Annotated in this window: 18 protein-coding genes; 7 read left to right on the top strand and 11 right to left on the bottom strand. The window is 73.7% G+C overall.

Annotated features, from left to right (window positions below; genetic code table 11):
• Nucleotides 1-100: 100 nt before the first annotated feature.
• The 5 genes from ACZCLJ_RS02060 to ACZCLJ_RS02040 all read right to left on the bottom strand — a co-directional run bounded on the left by ACZCLJ_RS02060 (nt 101) and on the right by ACZCLJ_RS02040 (nt 5,548).
• A complete protein-coding gene (locus tag ACZCLJ_RS02060; RefSeq protein WP_463105292.1) occupies nt 101-1,834 on the bottom strand; it encodes an ABC transporter ATP-binding protein in 1,734 nt (577 codons plus the stop codon).
• 130 nt (nt 1,835-1,964) lie between these two features.
• A complete protein-coding gene (locus ACZCLJ_RS02055) occupies nt 1,965-2,699 on the bottom strand; it encodes a TetR family transcriptional regulator (protein WP_463105291.1) in 735 nt (244 codons plus the stop codon).
• 115 nt (nt 2,700-2,814) lie between these two features.
• Complete coding sequence (locus ACZCLJ_RS02050) at nt 2,815-4,122, bottom strand: SPFH domain-containing protein (protein ID WP_463105290.1); 1,308 nt, start codon at nt 4,120-4,122, stop codon at nt 2,815-2,817.
• 72 nt (nt 4,123-4,194) lie between these two features.
• Nucleotides 4,195-4,647, bottom strand: a complete 453-nt coding sequence (locus ACZCLJ_RS02045; protein WP_251151430.1) for an NfeD family protein — start codon at nt 4,645-4,647, stop codon at nt 4,195-4,197.
• Nucleotides 4,648-4,759: 112 nt separating this feature from the next.
• A complete protein-coding gene (locus ACZCLJ_RS02040) occupies nt 4,760-5,548 on the bottom strand; it encodes an ABC transporter ATP-binding protein (RefSeq protein ID WP_251151431.1) in 789 nt (262 codons plus the stop codon).
• Nucleotides 5,549-5,575: 27 nt separating this feature from the next.
• On the opposite strand from ACZCLJ_RS02040, the gene ACZCLJ_RS02035 reads away from it, so the two are divergent.
• Nucleotides 5,576-6,415 (top strand): hypothetical protein, encoded by an 840-nt coding sequence (locus tag ACZCLJ_RS02035; protein ID WP_251151432.1) that lies wholly within the window; start codon nt 5,576-5,578, stop codon nt 6,413-6,415.
• A gap of 442 nt (nt 6,416-6,857) precedes the next feature.
• Here the strand turns inward: ACZCLJ_RS02035 and glgA are convergent, their stop codons facing one another.
• Nucleotides 6,858-8,069, bottom strand: coding sequence for a glycogen synthase (gene glgA / locus ACZCLJ_RS02030; protein WP_251151433.1), 1,212 nt, complete (start codon nt 8,067-8,069; stop codon nt 6,858-6,860).
• 114 nt (nt 8,070-8,183) lie between these two features.
• Between glgA and glgC the strand changes: the two genes are divergently transcribed.
• On the top strand, nt 8,184-9,425 hold the full coding sequence (glgC, locus tag ACZCLJ_RS02025; RefSeq protein ID WP_251151434.1) for a glucose-1-phosphate adenylyltransferase: 1,242 nt from the start codon (nt 8,184-8,186) through the stop codon (nt 9,423-9,425).
• Nucleotides 9,426-9,472: 47 nt separating this feature from the next.
• Nucleotides 9,473-10,141 (top strand): phosphoserine phosphatase SerB, encoded by a 669-nt coding sequence (serB, locus tag ACZCLJ_RS02020; protein ID WP_285821118.1) that lies wholly within the window; start codon nt 9,473-9,475, stop codon nt 10,139-10,141.
• Between the two features lie 70 nt (nt 10,142-10,211).
• Here serB and ACZCLJ_RS02015 read toward each other — a convergent pair whose 3' ends face one another.
• The 3 genes from ACZCLJ_RS02015 to fabG form a co-directional block, all read right to left on the bottom strand.
• Nucleotides 10,212-10,748 carry a SixA phosphatase family protein gene (locus tag ACZCLJ_RS02015; protein ID WP_463105289.1) on the bottom strand — a complete coding sequence of 179 codons (537 nt, stop codon included), beginning with the start codon at nt 10,746-10,748 and terminating at the stop codon, nt 10,212-10,214.
• Nucleotides 10,749-10,762: 14 nt separating this feature from the next.
• Nucleotides 10,763-11,530: an enoyl-ACP reductase FabI gene (gene fabI / locus ACZCLJ_RS02010; RefSeq protein WP_251151436.1), complete on the bottom strand. Its 768-nt coding sequence runs from the start codon at nt 11,528-11,530 to the stop codon at nt 10,763-10,765.
• A gap of 110 nt (nt 11,531-11,640) precedes the next feature.
• Entirely contained in the window at nt 11,641-12,366 is a 726-nt protein-coding gene (gene fabG, locus ACZCLJ_RS02005) for a 3-oxoacyl-ACP reductase FabG (RefSeq protein WP_251151437.1), read from the bottom strand.
• 162 nt (nt 12,367-12,528) lie between these two features.
• Here fabG and ACZCLJ_RS02000 point away from each other — a divergent pair, with 162 nt between their 5' ends.
• From ACZCLJ_RS02000 to ACZCLJ_RS01990, 3 genes are read left to right on the top strand one after another with little or no spacing between them, the layout of a single operon-like run.
• Nucleotides 12,529-12,885 (top strand): DUF3099 domain-containing protein, encoded by a 357-nt coding sequence (locus tag ACZCLJ_RS02000; protein WP_251151438.1) that lies wholly within the window; start codon nt 12,529-12,531, stop codon nt 12,883-12,885.
• Nucleotides 12,882-13,130, top strand: coding sequence for a hypothetical protein (locus tag ACZCLJ_RS01995; protein ID WP_251151439.1), 249 nt, complete (start codon nt 12,882-12,884; stop codon nt 13,128-13,130). The genes ACZCLJ_RS02000 and ACZCLJ_RS01995 overlap by 4 nt, the downstream gene beginning before the upstream one ends.
• Nucleotides 13,127-14,137, top strand: a complete 1,011-nt coding sequence (locus ACZCLJ_RS01990) for an SURF1 family cytochrome oxidase biogenesis protein (RefSeq protein WP_251151440.1) — start codon at nt 13,127-13,129, stop codon at nt 14,135-14,137. The genes ACZCLJ_RS01995 and ACZCLJ_RS01990 overlap by 4 nt, the downstream gene beginning before the upstream one ends.
• On the opposite strand, the gene ACZCLJ_RS01985 is transcribed toward ACZCLJ_RS01990, so the two are convergent.
• The gene (locus ACZCLJ_RS01985; protein ID WP_251151441.1) at nt 14,110-15,708 is read right to left on the bottom strand and encodes an ABC-F family ATP-binding cassette domain-containing protein; all 1,599 of its coding nucleotides are present in this window, start codon (nt 15,706-15,708) and stop codon (nt 14,110-14,112) included. The two genes, ACZCLJ_RS01990 and ACZCLJ_RS01985, sit on opposite strands and share 28 nt — an antisense overlap.
• 198 nt (nt 15,709-15,906) lie before the next feature.
• Here ACZCLJ_RS01985 and ypfJ point away from each other — a divergent pair, with 198 nt between their 5' ends.
• Nucleotides 15,907-16,812 carry a KPN_02809 family neutral zinc metallopeptidase gene (gene ypfJ / locus ACZCLJ_RS01980; protein WP_251151442.1) on the top strand — a complete coding sequence of 302 codons (906 nt, stop codon included), beginning with the start codon at nt 15,907-15,909 and terminating at the stop codon, nt 16,810-16,812.
• A gap of 15 nt (nt 16,813-16,827) precedes the next feature.
• Here the strand turns inward: ypfJ and ACZCLJ_RS01975 are convergent, their stop codons facing one another.
• Nucleotides 16,828-17,955, bottom strand: coding sequence for an N-acetyltransferase family protein (locus tag ACZCLJ_RS01975; protein ID WP_463105288.1), 1,128 nt, complete (start codon nt 17,953-17,955; stop codon nt 16,828-16,830).
• Between the last annotated feature and the right edge of the window lie 90 nt (nt 17,956-18,045).

Genomic DNA, 18,045 nt, shown 5'->3' with positions numbered 1-18,045 from the left:
GCGCCCTTCGCGGGCGTGGTCGCGGCGCCGTTCGCGGGTGCTGCGCCGGACGGGTCCGTGCCCGACGACGCGGGCGTGCGCGAGGAGTCCTGCTCGCGGCTCATGCTGCCTCCTCCATGGAGAGCTGGGAGTAGACGATCTCCTGGTAGGTCTCGTCGGACTCGAGGAGCTCGGTGTGCGTGCCGCGGCCGACGATGCGGCCGTGGTCGAGCACGAGGATCTGGTCGGCGCCGCGGATGGTCGCGACACGCTGCGCGACCACGATGACCGTGGCGTGCCGGGTGCGCGGCGCGAGGGCCGCGCGCAGCCGCGCGTCGGTCGCGTAGTCGAGCGCGGAGAACGAGTCGTCGAAGAGGTACACCGCGGGGTCGCGGACGATCGCGCGGGCGATCGCGAGCCGTTGGCGCTGTCCGCCCGAGAAGTTCGTGCCGCCCTGCGCGACCGGGGTGTCGAGCCCGGCGTCGAGCGCCTCGACGAAGTCGCGGGCCTGCGCGACGTCGAGCGCGGCCAACATCTCCTCCTCCGTCGCGTCGGGCTTGCCGTAGCGCAGGTTGTCGGCGATCGTCCCGGAGAACAGGTACGCCTTCTGCGGCACGAGGCCGAGGAGCGAGCCGAGGTCGGCGCCGGTGAGGTCGCGCACGTCGGTGCCGTCGATGCGCACGGCGCCTGCCGTGACGTCGAACAGCCGCGGCACGAGGTTGAGGAGCGTCGTCTTGCCCGCACCCGTCGAGCCGATGATCGCGGTCGTCATGCCGGGCTCCGCGACGAACGAGACGTCGTGCAGGACCGGGTCCTCGGCACCGGGGTAGCGGAACTCCACGCCCTCGACCTCCACGCGACCCGTGCGTCGCGTGAGGACGGCCGGCTGCTCGGGCTCGACGACGGTGGCCTGCGTGCTCAGGACGGCGGTGATGCGCTCGGCGGAGACCGCCGCGCGCGGCACCATCATGAACATCATCGTCGACATCATCACGGCCATGAGGATGTACATGAGGTAGGACAGGAACGCCGTCAGCGCGCCGACCTCCATGGCGCCCTCGTCGATCTGCCTGCCGCCGAACCACAGCACCGCGACGCTCGACGCGTTCATGACGAGCATGACCGTCGGGAACATGAGCGCCATGAGCTTGCCGGCCTTGAGCGAGACGTCGAACAGGGCGTCGTTCGCGACGTCGAACCGCTCCGCCTCGCGCCGCTCGCGGACGAACGCGCGGATGACGCGGATACCGGTGATCTGCTCGCGCAGCACGGCGTTGATCGCGTCGATCCGCTGCTGCATCGTGCGGAAGTACGGGACCATCCGCCAGATGATCAGCCCGACGCTCACGCCGAGGACCGGCACGATCACGAGCAGGAGGCCGGAGAGCTCGACGTTCTCCTGCAGCGCCATGACGACGCCGCCCACGAGCATGATCGGTGCCATGACCATGATCGTCAGGGACAGCAGGACGAGCATCTGGACCTGCTGCACGTCGTTGGTGGTCCGGGTGATGAGGGAGGGGGCGCCGAACTGGCCCATCTCCTGCGCGGAGAAGCGCTGCACGTTGGTGAACAGCCCTGCGCGCACGTCACGTCCGAACGACATCGCGACGCGCGCGCCGAAGTACACCGCGGCGACCGCGCACACGACCTGGCCGAGGCTCACGAGGAGCATGAGGCCGCCGGTGCGCACGATGTAGGCGGTGTCGCCCTGCGTCACGCCCTGGTCGATGATGTCGGCGTTGAGGCTCGGCAGGTACAGCGACGCGAGCGTCGCGAGGAGCTGGAGCACGAGGAGGACGACGATCGGCGTCCGGTAGGGACGCAACCGCGTCCGCAGGAGGCTGACGAGCATGGGTTTCCTGTCCGGGTGGGGGCTGCGGGACGGGGACGGCGGTGCCGCGGCCCGCGCGGGCGGGACGGCGGCGAGAGGTCGCCGGGCGAGCGGCGGCCGCACGGGCGTCGGCGGGTGCCGGCGACCGGGGTCAGGGTGAGGGGTCGGTCGCGACGGCCGCGCCGACTCCGCCCAGGACCAGGTCGGCGAGCTGTGCGGCGTCGAGCCTGGCACCGCCCGCCGCGTGCGGCAAGGCGTTTCCGAAGACCAGGGAGAACAGCGCGCGCGCCGCGACCGACGGCTCGACGCGCAGCTCGTCGCGGTGCGGCTCGAGACGGCGCTCGATCGCCTCGACCATCGCCGTCGCCGAGCGTTCGCGTGCGTCCACACCCGCCCCGTGCGCGCCGTGCAGCCCGCGGACGCGGCCCGTCGCGGAACCGCGGTCCGGTCCCCGCCCGGCCTCGTCCCGGGGAGCGGCCGAGCCCGGGCGGCGGGTCGGGTCGAGCACCTGGTGGGCTGCCGCGAACACGCGCATGCCGATGCGCTGCGCCTCGAGCAGGAGCTCGACCAGGCTCGTCACGAGAGGCCGCAGGTCGTCGTCGGGCAGCGCGTCGATCATCCCGACCGCCGGTGCAGGGTCGAGCGAGCGGACCACGGCGGCGCGCAGGATCTCGTCCTTGTCGGCGAACGCCCGGAACAGCGTGCCCTCGGCCACGCCGGCCGCGTCGGCGATCTGGCGCGTCGTGACCCCGGCACCGTGCTGGACGAGGAGCGGGATCGTCGCGGCGGCGATCGCGGCACGGCGCTCCTCGCGCGACAGGGGGCGCGCCCGCTTGCGCTCGGGCGAGCTCCCCGCCCGTGCCGGGGTGTCGGACGTCTGGGTCACGGGAGGACGATAACTGAGTGAGCACTCACTCGCAAGGTCCGTCCGCCCTCGGCGAACCCGGACGCACGAGGCCCCGCACCCGGTCGGGTGCGGGGCCTCCTGGGCGCGTCCGGGCTCAGCGGGTCGGCGGGTACGACGGCGGCGGGCCGGCCGTGGGCGGCTCGTCGGCCGGCGGCTCGTCCTCGACGGACGGCGGAGGCGGCGGGGCGTAGGGTGCGGCACCACCGAGGGGCCGAGGGGCCGCGGAACCCGGCTCGGACGGCGTCCCTCGGTGCATTCCCCCGGGATGCTGCCCGCGCTCCGTCATCGGGTCGAAGGGCAGCCCGGACCGCGTGCCCGAGCTCGTGGCGTCGGCCGTCGCGGCCTCCGCCTGGCGACGTGCCTCGGCGAGCGCCTCCGCGGGATCGGTGAGCGACGGCGTCCCGAACCTCACGCGGTCGCGGTCGCGCTCGCGCCGCGCCTCGGCGCTGGCCTCCGCCGCCTCCGCGTCCTCCGCGGGCGTCGGGCCCGGCACTCCCCCGCCGTCGATGCCGGGCACGCCGCCGAAGCCCTTGGCGATCGAGCCGAGCGCCGCCGTGAACTCGGTCGGCACGACCCACAGCTTGCTCGCCGTGCCGTTGGCGATCTGCGGCAGCATCTGCAGGTACTGGTACGCGAGGAGCTTGGGGTCGGCGTCGCCCTCGTGGATCGCGTCGAACACCTGGAGGATCGCGCGCGCCTCGCCCTCCGCTGTGAGGATCTTCGCCTGCGCGTCACCCTCGGCGCGCAGGATCGCGGCCTGCTTCTCGCCCTCGGCCGTGAGGATCTGGGACTGCTTGAAGCCCTCCGCCGTGAGGATCGCGGCACGACGGTCGCGCTCGGCCCGCATCTGCTGCTCCATCGACCCCTGCACGCTCGCCGGCGGGTCGATCGACTTCAGCTCGACGCGGTTCACGCGGATGCCCCACCGCCCGGTGGCGTCGTCGAGCACGCCGCGCAGCTGGCCGTTGATCTGGTCACGGCTCGTGAGCGTCTGCTCGAGGTCCATCGACCCGATGACGTTGCGCAGCGTGGTGACGGTGAGCTGTTCGATCGCCGTGATGTAGTTCGCGATCTCGTACACCGCGGACTTCGGGTCCGTGACCTGGAAGTAGATGACGGTGTCGATGCTCACCACGAGGTTGTCCGACGTGATGACCGGCTGCGGCGGGAACGACACGACCTGCTCGCGCAGGTCGACGGACGCGCGGACCCTGTCGACGAACGGGACGAGCAGGTGCAGGCCGGGCTCGAGGGTGCGCGAGTAGCGCCCGAGCCGCTCGACGATGAGCGCGACGGCCTGCGGGACGATGCGCACCGCCTTGGCGAGCGCGACGATCACGAAGATCAGGACGAGCGCGAGGACGATGTACGCGAGGATCGTTCCGGGGCTGGGGTCGGTCATCGGCTGCCTCCTGGTCGTCTGCCCCGGCCCGGCCGGGCCTGGGTGGTGTGCCGTGGGGACGTCTCGGTCTGATCAGGCTCCTCGAGGGTGCTCCGCCGGCAGCGGTGCGACGACGGCGGTCGCGCCGTCGATGCGCAGGACGCGCACGTCGGTTCCCGCGGGGATCGCCGCGGCGTCGGGCTCCGTGCGCGCGGTCCACACCTCGCCGACGAGCTTGACCCGGCCGCCGACCTCGGTGACCTGGTCGACGACGAGCGCGGCCCGCCCGACGTGCGCGGCGACGTTCGTCTCGGCGAGGGGAACGCGGTCCCGCAGGCCGCGCAGCAGCCACGGCCGCAGCGTGAGGAGGAGGATCACGCTCACGACGGCGAACGTGAGGATCTGGAGCCACAGCGGTCCGCCCGCCGCGTTCACGCCGGCCGCGGCGAGCGCGCCGCCGGCGAACATGATGAGCACCAGGTCGAGCGAGATGATCTCGATCAGCGCGAACACGAGCGCGCCCCCGACCCACCACAGCCAGTCCATCTCGACCCCCGATCGTCCGTGCGGTCTTTACGAGTACTTTACCGAACTATCGGGCTGGATGCACGCGTCGTCGGGCGGAGGCGAGTCGCTGCCCCGCGCCCGTCCGACCTGGTCAGGGCCGAGCCGCGCGCGCCATCCAGCGCCCGCCGCCGTGCGCCACGACCAGCGGGATCCCGAAGGCCTCGCTGAGGTTCTCGGCCGTGAGGACCTCACCGATCGGTCCTGCCCGGTGGACCGCGCCGTCGCGCAGCAGCATGAGGTGCGTGAAGCCCGGCGGGATCTCCTCGACGTGGTGCGTGACCAGCACGAGGACGGGCGACGCCGGGTCCCCGGCCAGCTCCGAGAGCGCCCCGACCAGCTCCTCACGACCGCCGAGGTCCAGACCGGCGGCGGGCTCGTCGAGCAGGAGGATCTCGGGGTCGGTCATGAGCGCGCGGGCGATCTGCGTCCGCTTGCGCTCGCCCTCCGACAACGTCCCGAACGTGCGGTCCGCCAGGCCGTCCACCCCGAACGCGCGCAGCAGGTCGTCCGCGCGCTCGGTGTCGAAGTCCTCGTAGCTCTCGCGCCACCGCCCGGTCACTCCGTACGCGGCGGTGAGCACGACGTCGCGCACCGTCTCGTCGCCGGGGATGCGCTCGGCGAGCGCCGCCGAGGCCAGCCCGATGCGCGGACGCAGCTCGAACACGTCCACGCGCCCCAGGCGCTCCCCCAGCACCTCCGCCGACCCCGACGTGGGGTGCATGCGCGCCGAGGCGATCTGCAGCATGGTCGTCTTGCCGGCGCCGTTGCGGCCCAGGATCACCCAGCGCTCGCCCTCGTTCACCTGCCAGTCCACCGCGTCGAGGATGGTCGTGGTGCCACGTCGGACCGTGACGCCCTGCAGGTCGAGAACCGCGCTCATGGTCACCGACCCTATAGGTTGGCCGACGTGGATTCCCATTCGTCCAGCAGGCCCGGGGCGGCCTCGGCGTCCGCGCCCGGCGCGCTGCCCCGCAGCGCACTGCTCGCGCTGTGGCTGCGGGCCGCGCACCGCGCTCCCGCCGACGACGAGGCCCTCGCGCGCGCCGTGCACGCCGTCGAGCGGGACGACGAGCCGCACGTCGCCTCCGGCGCGCTGGGCGACGTCCGGCTGGCCGACCTCGTCGGCGCGTGGTCGGGCGGCGCGAGCGCCGTCGTCGCGCTCGCGCCCGTCCCGGGGGACGTGACGGGCGTCCCGCCCGAGGTCGCCGCCGCGGCCACCGACGCCGGCGAGTGCGTCCTCGTCACGACGTCCGCGGGGTCGTGGGCGCTCGCGCCGGAGGTCAGCGAGTTCGGCAGCGACCTCGAACCCGGCCACCTCGTGACGTGGCAGGTGACGGCCGTCGCGCCGTGGACCACCCGCGTGCTCGGCGCCACCGGGACGCTGGGCGAGGCCGAGCACGAGCTGCGGACGGCCCTCCTCGTCGCGACGCAGGCGCTCGACGCGCTCGACGTCGCGCGCTGGCGCGAGGACGCGGCCGACGCCATCGCCGGCCTGCGCTCCGGCGGCGCCCCCTCGTGGCAGCTCCCGGCAGCCCTCGACGCTCGCGCGGTACGCGTCCTCGAGCAGGCCGTGCGGCTGCGCGCGATCGTCGACCTCGCGGCGGCCGACGACGGCGGCGCGGTCAACCTCTGGCAGGCGGACCAGCGCTCGACGGCGCTCCGTGAGGTCGACCGCGCGTCCCGCCGCGCGATCGGCGCCGCGACGCTCTGGGTCGGCGACGACACGACCGGCCAGCCCCACCCCTGAGCCCGTCCGGTCTCGGCGCGGCGCGTCCGGCTGGTCACGTGGCGGTCACGGCCGCGGTGGGGTGAGACCGTGCGCTCGGGCTGGCGCGCCGTCACCTCGACCTGCGAGGTCACGTTCTCGCGCGCGCTTCTACGCCCTTCGCACACGGTCCCACCCCACCGCTCGTCCTGACCGTCACCGTCCCGTCGCGGTCCGCCCAGGCGAGGACGTGGCCGCTTGTCGGCGCGTCAGCCGGTTCGGCACGCCGATGCGCGCGACTCTGGCGAGAACCGGCCGAGGCGAGACCACGGCGGCCGGGGCGGGTGACGTGCGAAGGGCGTCAGAGCCGCGCTCCCAGAAGGCGAGCCGACGGGCCGAGGTGACGGCGCGGCAGCCCGAGCACGTGACCCGCCCCGGCCACCCAGCCCGACCCCGCCCCACGCACCCGCGGGAGACGCGCGCGTCAGGACTGACCCAGCACCGTCCGGTAGACCTCGAGCGTGCGCTCGCCGATCGCGTCCCACGCGAAGTGCTCCTCGACGCGCGTGCGCGCGGCGCGGCCCATCTCGGCGGCGCGCGCGGGGCCGGTGGCGAGCTGCGTGAGGGCGTCGGCGAGGTCGGCGACGAAGCGGTCGGGGTCGAGCGGGGTGCCGGTACCGTCGTCCGACTGGTCGATCGGGACGAGGAGGCCCGTCACGCCGTCGTCGACGACCTCGGGGATGCCGCCGGTCGCCGTCCCCACCACAGGGAGGCCGACCGCCATCGCCTCGAGGTTGACGATGCCCAGGGGCTCGTAGACCGACGGGCAGACGAAGACCGTCGACGCGGCGAGGACGGCGACGAGCTCTGCGCGCGGCAGCATCTGCTCGATCCACACGACGCCCGTGCGCTCGGCCTGCAGCACCTCGACGGCGCCGCTGACCTCGGCGGCGATCTCCGGGGTGTCGGGGGCGCCCGCGCACAGCACGAGCTGGACCTCGGGGGGCAGCTCGCGCGCCGCGCGGAGCAGGTACGGCAAGCCCTTCTGCCGCGTGATCCGCCCGACGAAGACGACGGCAGGCCGGTCCGGGTCGATGCCCAGGTCCCGCACGACGCGGTCCGCGACCACGCGGGCGGCGTCGCCCTCGGGCCGGCGCCACCCCTCGAGGTCGATGCCGTTGTGGACGACGTGGACCTTCGCGGGATCGACCTGCGGGTACACCCGCAGGATGTCGTCCCGCATGCCGGCCGAGACCGCGATCACCCCGGCGGCGCCCTCGTAGGCCGTGCGCTCCGCCCACGACGACAGCGCGTACCCGCCGCCGAGCTGCTCGGCCTTCCACGGGCGCAGCGGTTCGAGCGAGTGCGCGGACAGCACGTGCGGCACGCCGTGCAGGAGCCCCGCGAGGTGCCCGGCGAGGTTGGCGTACCAGGTGTGCGAGTGCACGAGGTCGGCGCCGGCGACGTCACCCGCCATCGCGAGGTCGACGCCGAACGTGCCGAGCGCCGGGTTGGCCCCGGACAGGACGCCCGGCACGGAGTAGCCCGTGACGTCCTCCTCGGAGCGCGGCCCGTCGAAGCAGCGCACGCGCACGTCGACGTGGCGGCGCAGGACGGCGGACAGCTCGGCGACGTGCACGCCGGCACCGCCGTACACGTGCGGCGGGTACTCGCGGGTCAGCAGGTCGACTCTCACGCGCCACACGCTAGTGCACGACGCCGCGGGCGCCACGGGACGCCCACGGCCGGACCGGGACCAGGATCCGGCTCCCGGCTGCGAGGCCCCGTCCCGAGGGACTACGGTCTGGGCATGGCCGCCGCACCCCGAGTTCTCGCCATCGTCCTCGCCGGGGGCGAGGGCAAGCGCCTCATGCCCCTCACGGAGTCCCGGGCCAAGCCTGCCGTGCCGTTCGGCGGCATCTACCGGCTGGTGGACTTCGCCCTGTCGAACCTCGTGAACTCGCACTACCTGAAGATCGTCGTGCTCACGCAGTACAAGTCGCACAGCCTGGACCGGCACATCACGAAGACGTGGCGCATGTCGGCCCTGCTGGGCAACTACGTGGCCCCGGTCCCCGCGCAGCAGCGTGTCGGCAAGCACTGGTACCTCGGCAGCGCGGACGCGATCTACCAGTGCCTCAACATCATCGACGACGAGCGCCCCGACATCGTGGTCGTGGTCGGCGCCGACCACGTCTACCGCATGGACTTCTCCCAGATGGTCGACGCGCACGTCGCCTCGGGCGCCCAGCTCACGGTCGCCGGCATCCGGCAGCCGATCGGCATGGCCGACCAGTTCGGCGTCATCGAGACGGACGCGAAGGACCCGACGAAGATCGCGGCCTTCCGGGAGAAGCCGACGGACCCGGTCGGGCTGCCGGACTCCCCCCAGGAGATCCTCGCGTCGATGGGCAACTACGTCATCGACACGGACGCGCTCGTCGAGTCGGTGACGTCCGACGCCGCGAACGCAGGCTCGCGGCACGACATGGGCGGCGACATCGTCCCGGCGTTCGTGGAGAAGGGGACGGCGGCGGTCTACGACTTCATCCGCAACGACGTCCCCGGCTCGACCGACCGGGACCGCGACTACTGGCGCGACGTGGGGACCATCGACTCGTACTACGACGCGAACAAGGACCTCATCGCGGTCACACCGGTCTTCAACCTGTACAACGAGGAGTGGCCCCTGCACACGGGCTACGTCGGCCTGCCGCCCGCGAAGTTCGTGCACGCCGGTCGGGGTCGCCTCGGCCACGCGGCGGACTCGCTCGTCTCCCCCGGTGTCATCATCTCGGGCGCGACGGCGGTCGGCTCGGTCCTGTCGCCCGGCACGTACCTGCACTCGTGGTCGTCGGTCTCGGACTCGGTCCTCATGGACGGCGTCCAGGTGCACCGTCACGCGCAGGTGCACCGCGCCATCATCGACAAGAACGTCGTGATCCAGGAGCAGGCACGCATCGGGCTCGACCCGGAGCAGGACCGCGCGCGCGGCTTCACGGTCACGGAGTCCGGCATCACCGTGGTCCCCAAGGGGACGGTCGTCGAGTGACCGCACCTACCGCACTGGATCAGCCCCAGCACCAGGACGGACGCGCCGTGACGAGCACCCGCCCCGCCCGGCTGCTCGTGATGGACGTCGACTCGACGCTCATCGAGCAGGAGGTCATCGAGCTCCTCGCGGACCACGCCGGGACCCGGGAGCAGGTCGCGGCAGTCACCGAGCGCGCCATGCGCGGCGAGATCGACTTCGCCGCCTCGCTGCGCGAGCGCGTCGCGACGCTCGAGGGCGTCCCTGTCGAGGCGTTCGCGGACGTGCGGGGACGCGCCACCCTCACGCCGGGCGCCGCGGAGCTGGTGGCCGAGGCACGCCGCCGCGGGTGGGAGGTCGGGCTGGTGTCCGGCGGGTTCGAGGAGATCGTGGCGCACCTCGCCGCGGAGCTCGGCATCACGCTGTTCCGCGCCAACCGGCTCGAGGTCGCGGACGGCCGGCTGACCGGCCGCACGGTGGGGCCCGTCATCGACCGGGCCGCGAAGGCCGCGACGCTGCTCGACCTCGCGGCGCGCACCGGCGTCCCGGTCGCGGACACGATCGCCGTCGGGGACGGCGCGAACGACCTGGACATGATCGCGGCGGCCGGTGTCGGGATCGCGTTCGCGGCCAAGCCCGTCGTGCGCGAGCAGGCGCCCTTCAGCGTGGACGGACCCCGGCTCGACGCCGTGCTGGACGTCGTCGACCGCGCGGACGCGGCGGCCGGACGCCGCTGAGCCGTCGCGCAGGTCGCGCAGGAACGGCGGCGGGCCGGCACCGGGTCCCGGTACCGGCCCGCCGCGACGTTCAGGCCGTGGGTCGACCCACGTAGGTGAGGAGCGCCCCGCGCGGTCCCCAGTCCTCCCACGCGGCGTCGGACTCGAGGACGCTGTAGGTCGCGGTCGGCACGCCGACGCGCACCTGGGCGAGCGCTCCGCCGTCCGACGCAGGATCCGCGAGGTGCGTGGCCGTGGCGGCCATCGTCGGTTCGTGGCCGACGACGAGCAGCGTCCGCACGCGCGCGTCGGTCTGCCCGAGGAGGTTGAGGACGTCCGCGACGTCTGCCGCGTACAGCGTGTCGGTGATCGTCACGTCCGGCTCGACGTCGCCGAGGTGCGACGCGAGGAGGTCCCACGTCTGGCGCGTGCGGAGCGCCGACGAGCACAGGACGCGGTCGGGCACGAGGTCGCTCTCGCGCAGGGCGACGCCGACCCGTCCCGCCTGACGGCGACCGTCGAGCCGGAGCGGTCGCAGGACGTCGTCGACGGCTCCTGCCCGCTCGGCCTTCGCGTGGCGCAGGAGGACGAGGCGCCGTGCGCCGCCCGTCCCGATCTCCTCGGCCACCTGCGCCACCTGCCTCACTGACCCATGGCGTGCACGCCGCCGTCGACGTGCACGATCTCACCGGTCGTCGCCGGGAACCAGTCGGAGAGGAGGGCGACGACGGCACGCGCAGCCGGCTCGGCGGTGGTCTGGTCCCAGCCGAGAGGGGCACGCGTCGGCCAGGCGTCCTCCATCGTCGCGAAGCCGGGGATCGACTTGGCGGCCGTCGTGCGGATCGGGCCCGCGGACACGAGGTTCGCGCGGATGCCGTCGGGGCCGAGGTCGCGCGCGAGGTAGCGGTTGGCGGACTCCAGCCCGGCCTTCGCGACGCCCATCCAGTCGTAGACCGGCCAGGCGAACTGCGCGTCGAACGTGAGGCCGACGAGCGCCCCGCCGTTCGTCATGAGCGGCTTGGCAGCCGTCGCGAGCGACTTGTAGGAGAACGTGGAGACCTGCAGCGCGGTCGCGACGTCCTCCCAGGAGGCCGAGAGGAAGTTGCCGCCCATGACGGACTGGGGGGCGAAGCCGATCGAGTGCACGACGCCGTCGAGCACCTCCACGTGCTCGCGGACCGCGTCGGCGAGGCCGTCGAGGTCGGACTGGTCGGTGACGTCGAGCTGGACGACGGGTGCCTCGGCGGGGAGCCGCTTGGCGAACGCCTGCGTGAGCTTCATCTGGCGGCCGAACGAGGAGAGCACGACCTCTGCTCCCTCCTCCTGGGCGAGCCGCGCCGCGTGGAACGCGATCGAGGAGTCCGTGAGGACCCCCGTCACCAGGAGCTTCTTGCCGTCGAGCAGACCCATCGGTTTCCTTCCGTCGTGCGCCCGGTGGACGGGCGCGCTGGGGCGAGCGTACTGAAAGAGAGCGGGATCCGGGCGGCGTGGGACGCCCGGGGGTGCGGAGGTGCGAGGCGTCAGTGGCCCATGCCAAGGCCGCCGTCCACGGGGATCACGGCCCCGGAGACGTACGCGGCGTCGGCGGACGCGAGGAACCGGACGACGCCCGCGACCTCCTCGGGCTGCGCGAACCGGCCTGCCGGGATCGCCGCCTTGTAGGCGGCCTGGCGCTCCTCCGGCAGCTCGGCGGTCATCGCGGTGTCGATGAAGCCCGGCGCGACGACGTTCGCCGTGATGCCGCGCGACCCGAGCTCGCGCGTGATGGAGCGCGCCATGCCGACGAGCGCAGACTTCGACGCCGCGTAGTTGACCTGGCCCGCGCCGCCGTAGAGCCCGATGACGGACGACACGAGGACGATGCGCCCGCGGCGCTGCCTGATCATGCCCTTCGTCACGCGCCGCACGCAGCGGAAGGTCCCGGTGAGGTTGACGTCGACGACGGACTCGAAGTCCTCGTCCGTCATGCGCAGCAGGAGCTGGTCGCGCGTCACGCCGGCGTTGGCGACGAGCACCTCGACGGGCCCGAGCTCGTTCTCGATCTCGGTGAAGGCGGCGTCGACCGCGGCCGTGTCGGTGATGTCGGCGACCGCGCCGAAGACGCCCTCCGGCAGGTCCCCGCCGCGGTACACGGTGGCGACCCGGTCGCCGTCGGCCACGAACCGCTCGGCGATGGCACGGCCGATCCCGCGCGCGGCGCCGGTGACGACGACGGTGCGCGGGGCGGGGTTGGTGACTTCGGACACGTGGGTCTCCTCGGTGGCGACGGCGGGGAGGTGCGCGCCCGCGTCGGCAGGCGCTCGGCACCGCACCGAACCTACCCCGTGAGCCGGAGCGGGTGCGCGCGCGGACCGTCATACGTCGCCGCCGCGCGCTTTGTGGGGTCCGCACAAACGTAGACTGGTGGGGTGAGCACACGACGTGCGGGCGGGCGGCCCTCGGAGCCCGTCCCCAGCATCACGGCCGCCCCTCAGCCGCTGGCCGAGGACCAGGCGCGCCGCACGCGCCGGTACCTCGTGCAGATGGGGATCCGCATCGTGTGCTTCGTCGCGGCGATCGCCGTGTGGAACACGCTGCCGTGGCTCACCCTGATCCTCGCGGTCGCGGCCGTCGTGCTGCCGTACGTGGCGGTTCTCGGTGCGAACGCTGGGCGCGACCAGGTGCACTACGACACCTCCCCGATGGAGCACCGCGCCCTGCCGCCCGGCGACGTGCCCGGCGGTCACGGCCTCGGCCCCGGACCGACGTCCGGAGGCCCTCGATGACGGACGTCCTGGGCCTCGCCGACCCGGTCGGCGACGAGGAGCTGGTGTGCAGCGCGAAGGGCTGCCGCGAGGGCGCTGCGTGGGGCCTCCTGTGGAACAACCCCAAGATCCACACGCCCGAGCGGCGCAAGGTCTGGCTCGCGTGCGACGCCCACCGTGAGCACCTCGAGACGTTCCTCGGCGCGCGCTCGTTCTGGCGGTCGACCGTGCCCGTCGACGACCTCGAGCGCCGGTCGGCACCGTGACGGCAGCACCTCCCGGGCCGGGCGCTCCCTCGACCGCCCTGGGCCCGACGCCGCAGCGCGCCACCGCGAACGCGCACCAGCCCCGCACGCCGCGTCAGTGGGTGACCCTCGCCGTCGGTGTGGTCGTGCTCGTCGCGCTGTGCCTCGTCGCAGGGCGCTGGCAGTGGAACCGGTACGTCGCGCGCGACGCAGAGATCCAGCAGATCGAGGCGAACTACGTCTCGGACCCCGTCCCCGTGGCCGACGTCCTGCCGTCGCCGGGTGCCGTGCTCGACGGCGCCGACGTGTGGCGGCCCGTGACGCTCGAGGGCCGGTACGAGGCCGACGCGACCGTGCTCCTGCGCAACCGCCCCGTCGGCGGGAGCCCGGGCTTCCACGTCCTCGTGCCGTTCGTCACCGCGCCGGGCCCGGGCGCGCCCGACGGGCTCGTCGTCGTCGTGGACCGCGGCTTCGTGCCGCTCGGCACCGACGCCGTGACCCCCGGCGACCTGCCCGCCCCGCCGGAGGGCGAGGTCGAGGCGACCGTCACGCTGCGGGCCGACGAGCCGCCGTCGGGCCGGGACGCGCCCGACGCCCAGGTGCAGGCGATCTCCACCGACCAGGTGCTCGCCGCCGGACCGGACGGCGCCGCGTGGGCCGACGGCCGGACCGTCGGCGCCTACGGGCAGCTGCGGTCCGAGGAACCGGCGGCCGCCGACCCGCTCGAGACCCTGCCGAAGCCCGACACCGACCCCGGGTCGCACCTGTCCTACGCGTTCCAGTGGGCCGTGTTCGCGCTCGGTGCCGTCGCCGGGTTCTGGCTGCTCGTGCGCCGGGACCGGCGCGACGCGCGCGGCGAGGACACCACGCTCACCGCGGGCGACCTCCTCGCCGCCGACGACCCCGGCGCCGCGCGCGCCCGCCGCGACGCCCGCACCCGACGCCCCACCGCGGAGGACGAGGAGGACGCGCTCGTCGACGCACAGCTCGACGCCGCGCGTCAGGCGAGCGAGACCAGCTCCGCGTAGCCGTCGTTCCAGAGGTCCTCGTCGCCGTCGGGCAGCAGGAGCACGCGCTCGGGCTCGAGGGCCTCGACCGCGCCGTCGTCGTGCGTCACCATGACGACCGCGCCCTCGTAGGTCTTCAGGGCGCCGAGGATCTCGGCGCGCGACGCGGGGTCGAGGTTGTTCGTCGGCTCGTCGAGCAGCAGGACGTTCGCCGAGGACACGACGAGCGTCGCGAGCGCGAGGCGCGTCTTCTCGCCGCCGGAGAGCACGTTGGTCGGCTTGTCCGCGTCGTCGCCCGAGAACAGGAACGACCCGAGCGTCGAGCGCACCTCGGTGTCGGAGAGGTCCGGCGCGGCATGGCGAAGGTTCTCCACGACGGTCACGTCCATGTCGAGCGTGTCGTGCTCCTGGGCGTAGTAGCCGATCTTCAGGCCGTGGCCGGGGTGCACCTCCCCCGTGTCCGGCTTCTCGACGCCGCCGAGGATCCGCAGGAGCGTCGTCTTGCCGGCGCCGTTGAGCCCGAGCACGACGACGCGGCTGCCCCGGTCGATCGCGAGGTCGACGCCCGCGAAGACCTCCTGCGACCCGTACGCCTTGGACAGGCCGGACGCGGTGAGGGGCGTGCGCCCGCACGGGGCCGGCTTCGGGAAGCGGAGCTTCGCGACCTTGTCCGACTGGCGCTCGCCCTCGATGCCGGCCAGCAGCTTCTCCGCCCGCCGCATCATGTTCTGCGCCGCGACGGCCTTGCTCGCCTTGGCGCGCATCTTCTCGCCCTGGGCCTGCAGCACCCCAGCCTTCTTCTCGGCGTTCTGCCGCTCCCGGCGACGGCGGCGCTCGTCCGACTCGCGCTGCGCGAGGTACGCGTCCCAGCCGAGGTTGTACTGGTCGAGCTCGCCGCGGTTGGCGTCCAGGTGGAACACCTTGTTCACGGTCGCACGCAGCAGCTCGGTGTCGTGGGAGATCACGACGAAGCCGCCGGAGTACCCCTTGAGGTAGTCGCGCAGCCAGATGATCGAGTCGGCGTCGAGGTGGTTCGTCGGCTCGTCGAGGAGCAGGGTCTCGACCCCGGAGAACAGGATGCGCGCGAGCTCGATGCGGCGGCGCTGGCCACCCGAGAGCGTGTTGAGCGGCTGGGCGAGCACGCGGTCGTCGAGACCGAGGTTGCTCGTGATCCGGTGCGCCTCGCTCTCCGCGGCGTAACCGCCCGCGGCCTGGAAGCGCGCCTCGAGCCGCGGGTAGCGCTCCATCGCCGCCTCGTGCGTCTCGACGTCGGCGCTCGCCATGGCGCCCTCCGTCTCGCGCATCTGACGGACGATCGAGTCGAGGTTGCGGGCCGAGAGCACGCGGTCCAGCGCGACGACGGCGAGGTCGCCCGTGCGCGGGTCCTGCGGGAGGTAGCCGATGTCGCCGCCGCGCGTGATCTTCCCCGCCGTCGGCTGGGTCTCTCCCGCGAGGGTCTTGGTCAGGGTGGTCTTGCCGGCGCCGTTGCGACCGACGAGGCCGATCCGGTCGCCGGAGGCGATCTGGAACGTGGCCTCGTGCAGCAGGACACGGGCGCCGACACGCAGCTCGACGCCGTGGGCGGTGATCACGGGAGGGTCCTCTCGGGTGGTTCGTGGTGCCCGACGGCGGCCGGTCGCCTCGGCCTCGGACGGGCCCAGGGCTGTCGCAGGGCCGTCGCAGGCGGGACCGGCCCGCGGAGGGCCGGGTCGATTCTACGGGCCGGACGGCCCGTTCACCGGACCGCCCGCCCGGGGGCCTGGTGACCGGCTCGGAGGTACCTTGTGCTCGTGACGTTCCAGGAGGGTGGCTCGTTCGAGGGTGGCCGCGTGCGCAAGGGCGGTGGCCGGGGTCGCGGACCGATGATCGCGGGCGGCGGGATCGGTGCCGTGCTCGTCGCGCTCGCCGTCGCGTTCTTCAGCGGCCAGACGGGCATCGACCTCAGCGGCTTGACCGGCGAGGACGGCAGCGGGTCGGACGCGCTCGGCGAGGGGCAGGCGCAGGCCGTCGGCGACTGCACCGCCGAGCAGGCCAACACCGACCTCGAGTGCGAGCTCAGCGCGACCGCGCAGGCGCTCGACGCGTACTGGGACGAGGCGCTCCCCGCCCAGTCCGGCGTCCGGTACGAGCTCCCCGAGGTCGTGAGCTTCACCGGCCAGGTGTCGACCGGCTGCGGCGCCGCGACGAGCGCCGTCGGGCCGTTCTACTGCCCGAGCGACCGCACGGTGTACATCGACGTGGGCTTCTACGACGACCTCACGTCGCGCTTCGGCGCGAACGACGGCGGCCTCGCGCGCATGTACGTCGTCGCCCACGAGTTCGGGCACCACATCGAGCAGCAGATCGGGGCGATGGAGGCGGCCGACCGCAGCGGCACCGGCCCGGAGTCCGACGCGGTGCGGATCGAGCTCATGGCCGACTGCCTCGCGGGCATGTGGGCCGGGCACGCCGCGACGACGGTCGACCCGGACACCGGCGTGACGTTCCTCGAGCCCGTCACGGAGCAGCAGCTGCGCGACGCGCTGTCCGCCGCGTCCGCCGTCGGCGACGACCGCATCCAGGAGTCCGCGACCGGCCAGGTGAACCCGGAGGCGTGGACGCACGGGTCGAGCGAGCAGCGCCAGCGCTGGTTCACGATCGGCTACGACGGCGGCACGCTCCAGGACTGCAACGCGCTCGACGCCCCGTCGCTCTGACGCTCCGCAGCGAGATCAGAGCTCGATCGAGTACATCCGCGAGCCGCTGACCTTCTCGTAGCCGAGGCTCGCGTACAGCCCGTGGGCGCCGGACGGGTTCTCGGTGTCGACGTCGAGGCTCGCGTACTGCATCCCGTCCGCCGCCATCGCCCGCATCGCGGCCGCGAGCGCCGCGACGGCGACCTTGCGCCCGCGGTACGCGCGGCGCACCCCGAGGAGCTCGGTGTAGCCGAACGTGTAGCCGCGGACCGGGAAGTCCTCGTCGTAGCGCCCGGCCATCTCGTAGCCGACGACGAGCGGCTCGCCGGCCCGCAGCGTCGCCGCGGTCTCCGGGTCCGTGTGCGGGTCGGCCAGGAGAGCGTCGACGTCCGGGGCGTCGTCGACCACGAGGAAGGACCACTGCGGCGCGAACTCGCTGCGGCCGTGCGTCCAGGCCTCGGGCGTGCGCGGCTCGCTCCCCCAGTGGTCGCGGAAGGCGTCGTTGTGCGCGAGGCGCGTCGCCTCGTCGAGCTCCTCGGACCAGGGCACGACGCGCAGCGCGCCGTCGAGAGGGACCCCCGGGACCGGTGCGACGAGATCACGGCGCAGGTCCGAGTAGAAGCGGCGGGCCTCGAAGCCGAACCGCTCGTAGAGACGCGCCTTCGACGGCGGGTCGGTGTCCTCCCCGTAGAGCGCGAGGCGGGCCGGGATCTCCTTGCCGCTCGCCGCGAGCACCTGACGCGCTCGCGCGACCGACCAGGCGAGCACCTCACGCCCGACGCCGCGGCCCCGGTGGGACGCGTGGACGCCGCCCCACAGGAAGGCACGCAGGGTGTTCGTGTCGCCGGGGTGGGTGTCGACGAGGGCGTACGCGCGCAGCGTGCCGTCGGCGTCGACACCGACGAGCGAGTCCGTCTCGAACGCGCGCCACGGCGCGGTGAACAGCTCCTCGACCTCGGCGAGCGTCTCGCGGAACGGCTCGGCGTCGGTCGTGGCGATCTCGTTCTTCAGCGTGAGCAGGGCGGGGGCGTCGGCCGCGACGGCGGGGCGCCACGTCAGGTCGCCCGCGGTCACGGGCGGGAGGGTCTCGGGCGCCGCGGCGCGCTGCGCGATGGGAGCGAGCGGCGCGGCGGTCGTCGCGGTCGTGACCGGGCTGGAGGGCATGCGGACCACGCTATGCGAGCGGTCGCCGTCGGGCACGCGTATTTCTCGGGCGTCCGCGCCGCCGAGCATCACGAGTGAGACGTCCCTCCG

The sequence above is a fragment of the Cellulosimicrobium sp. So1_17 genome (assembly GCF_055181235.1).
This window is presented reverse-complemented; position numbering and strand designations above follow the sequence as displayed.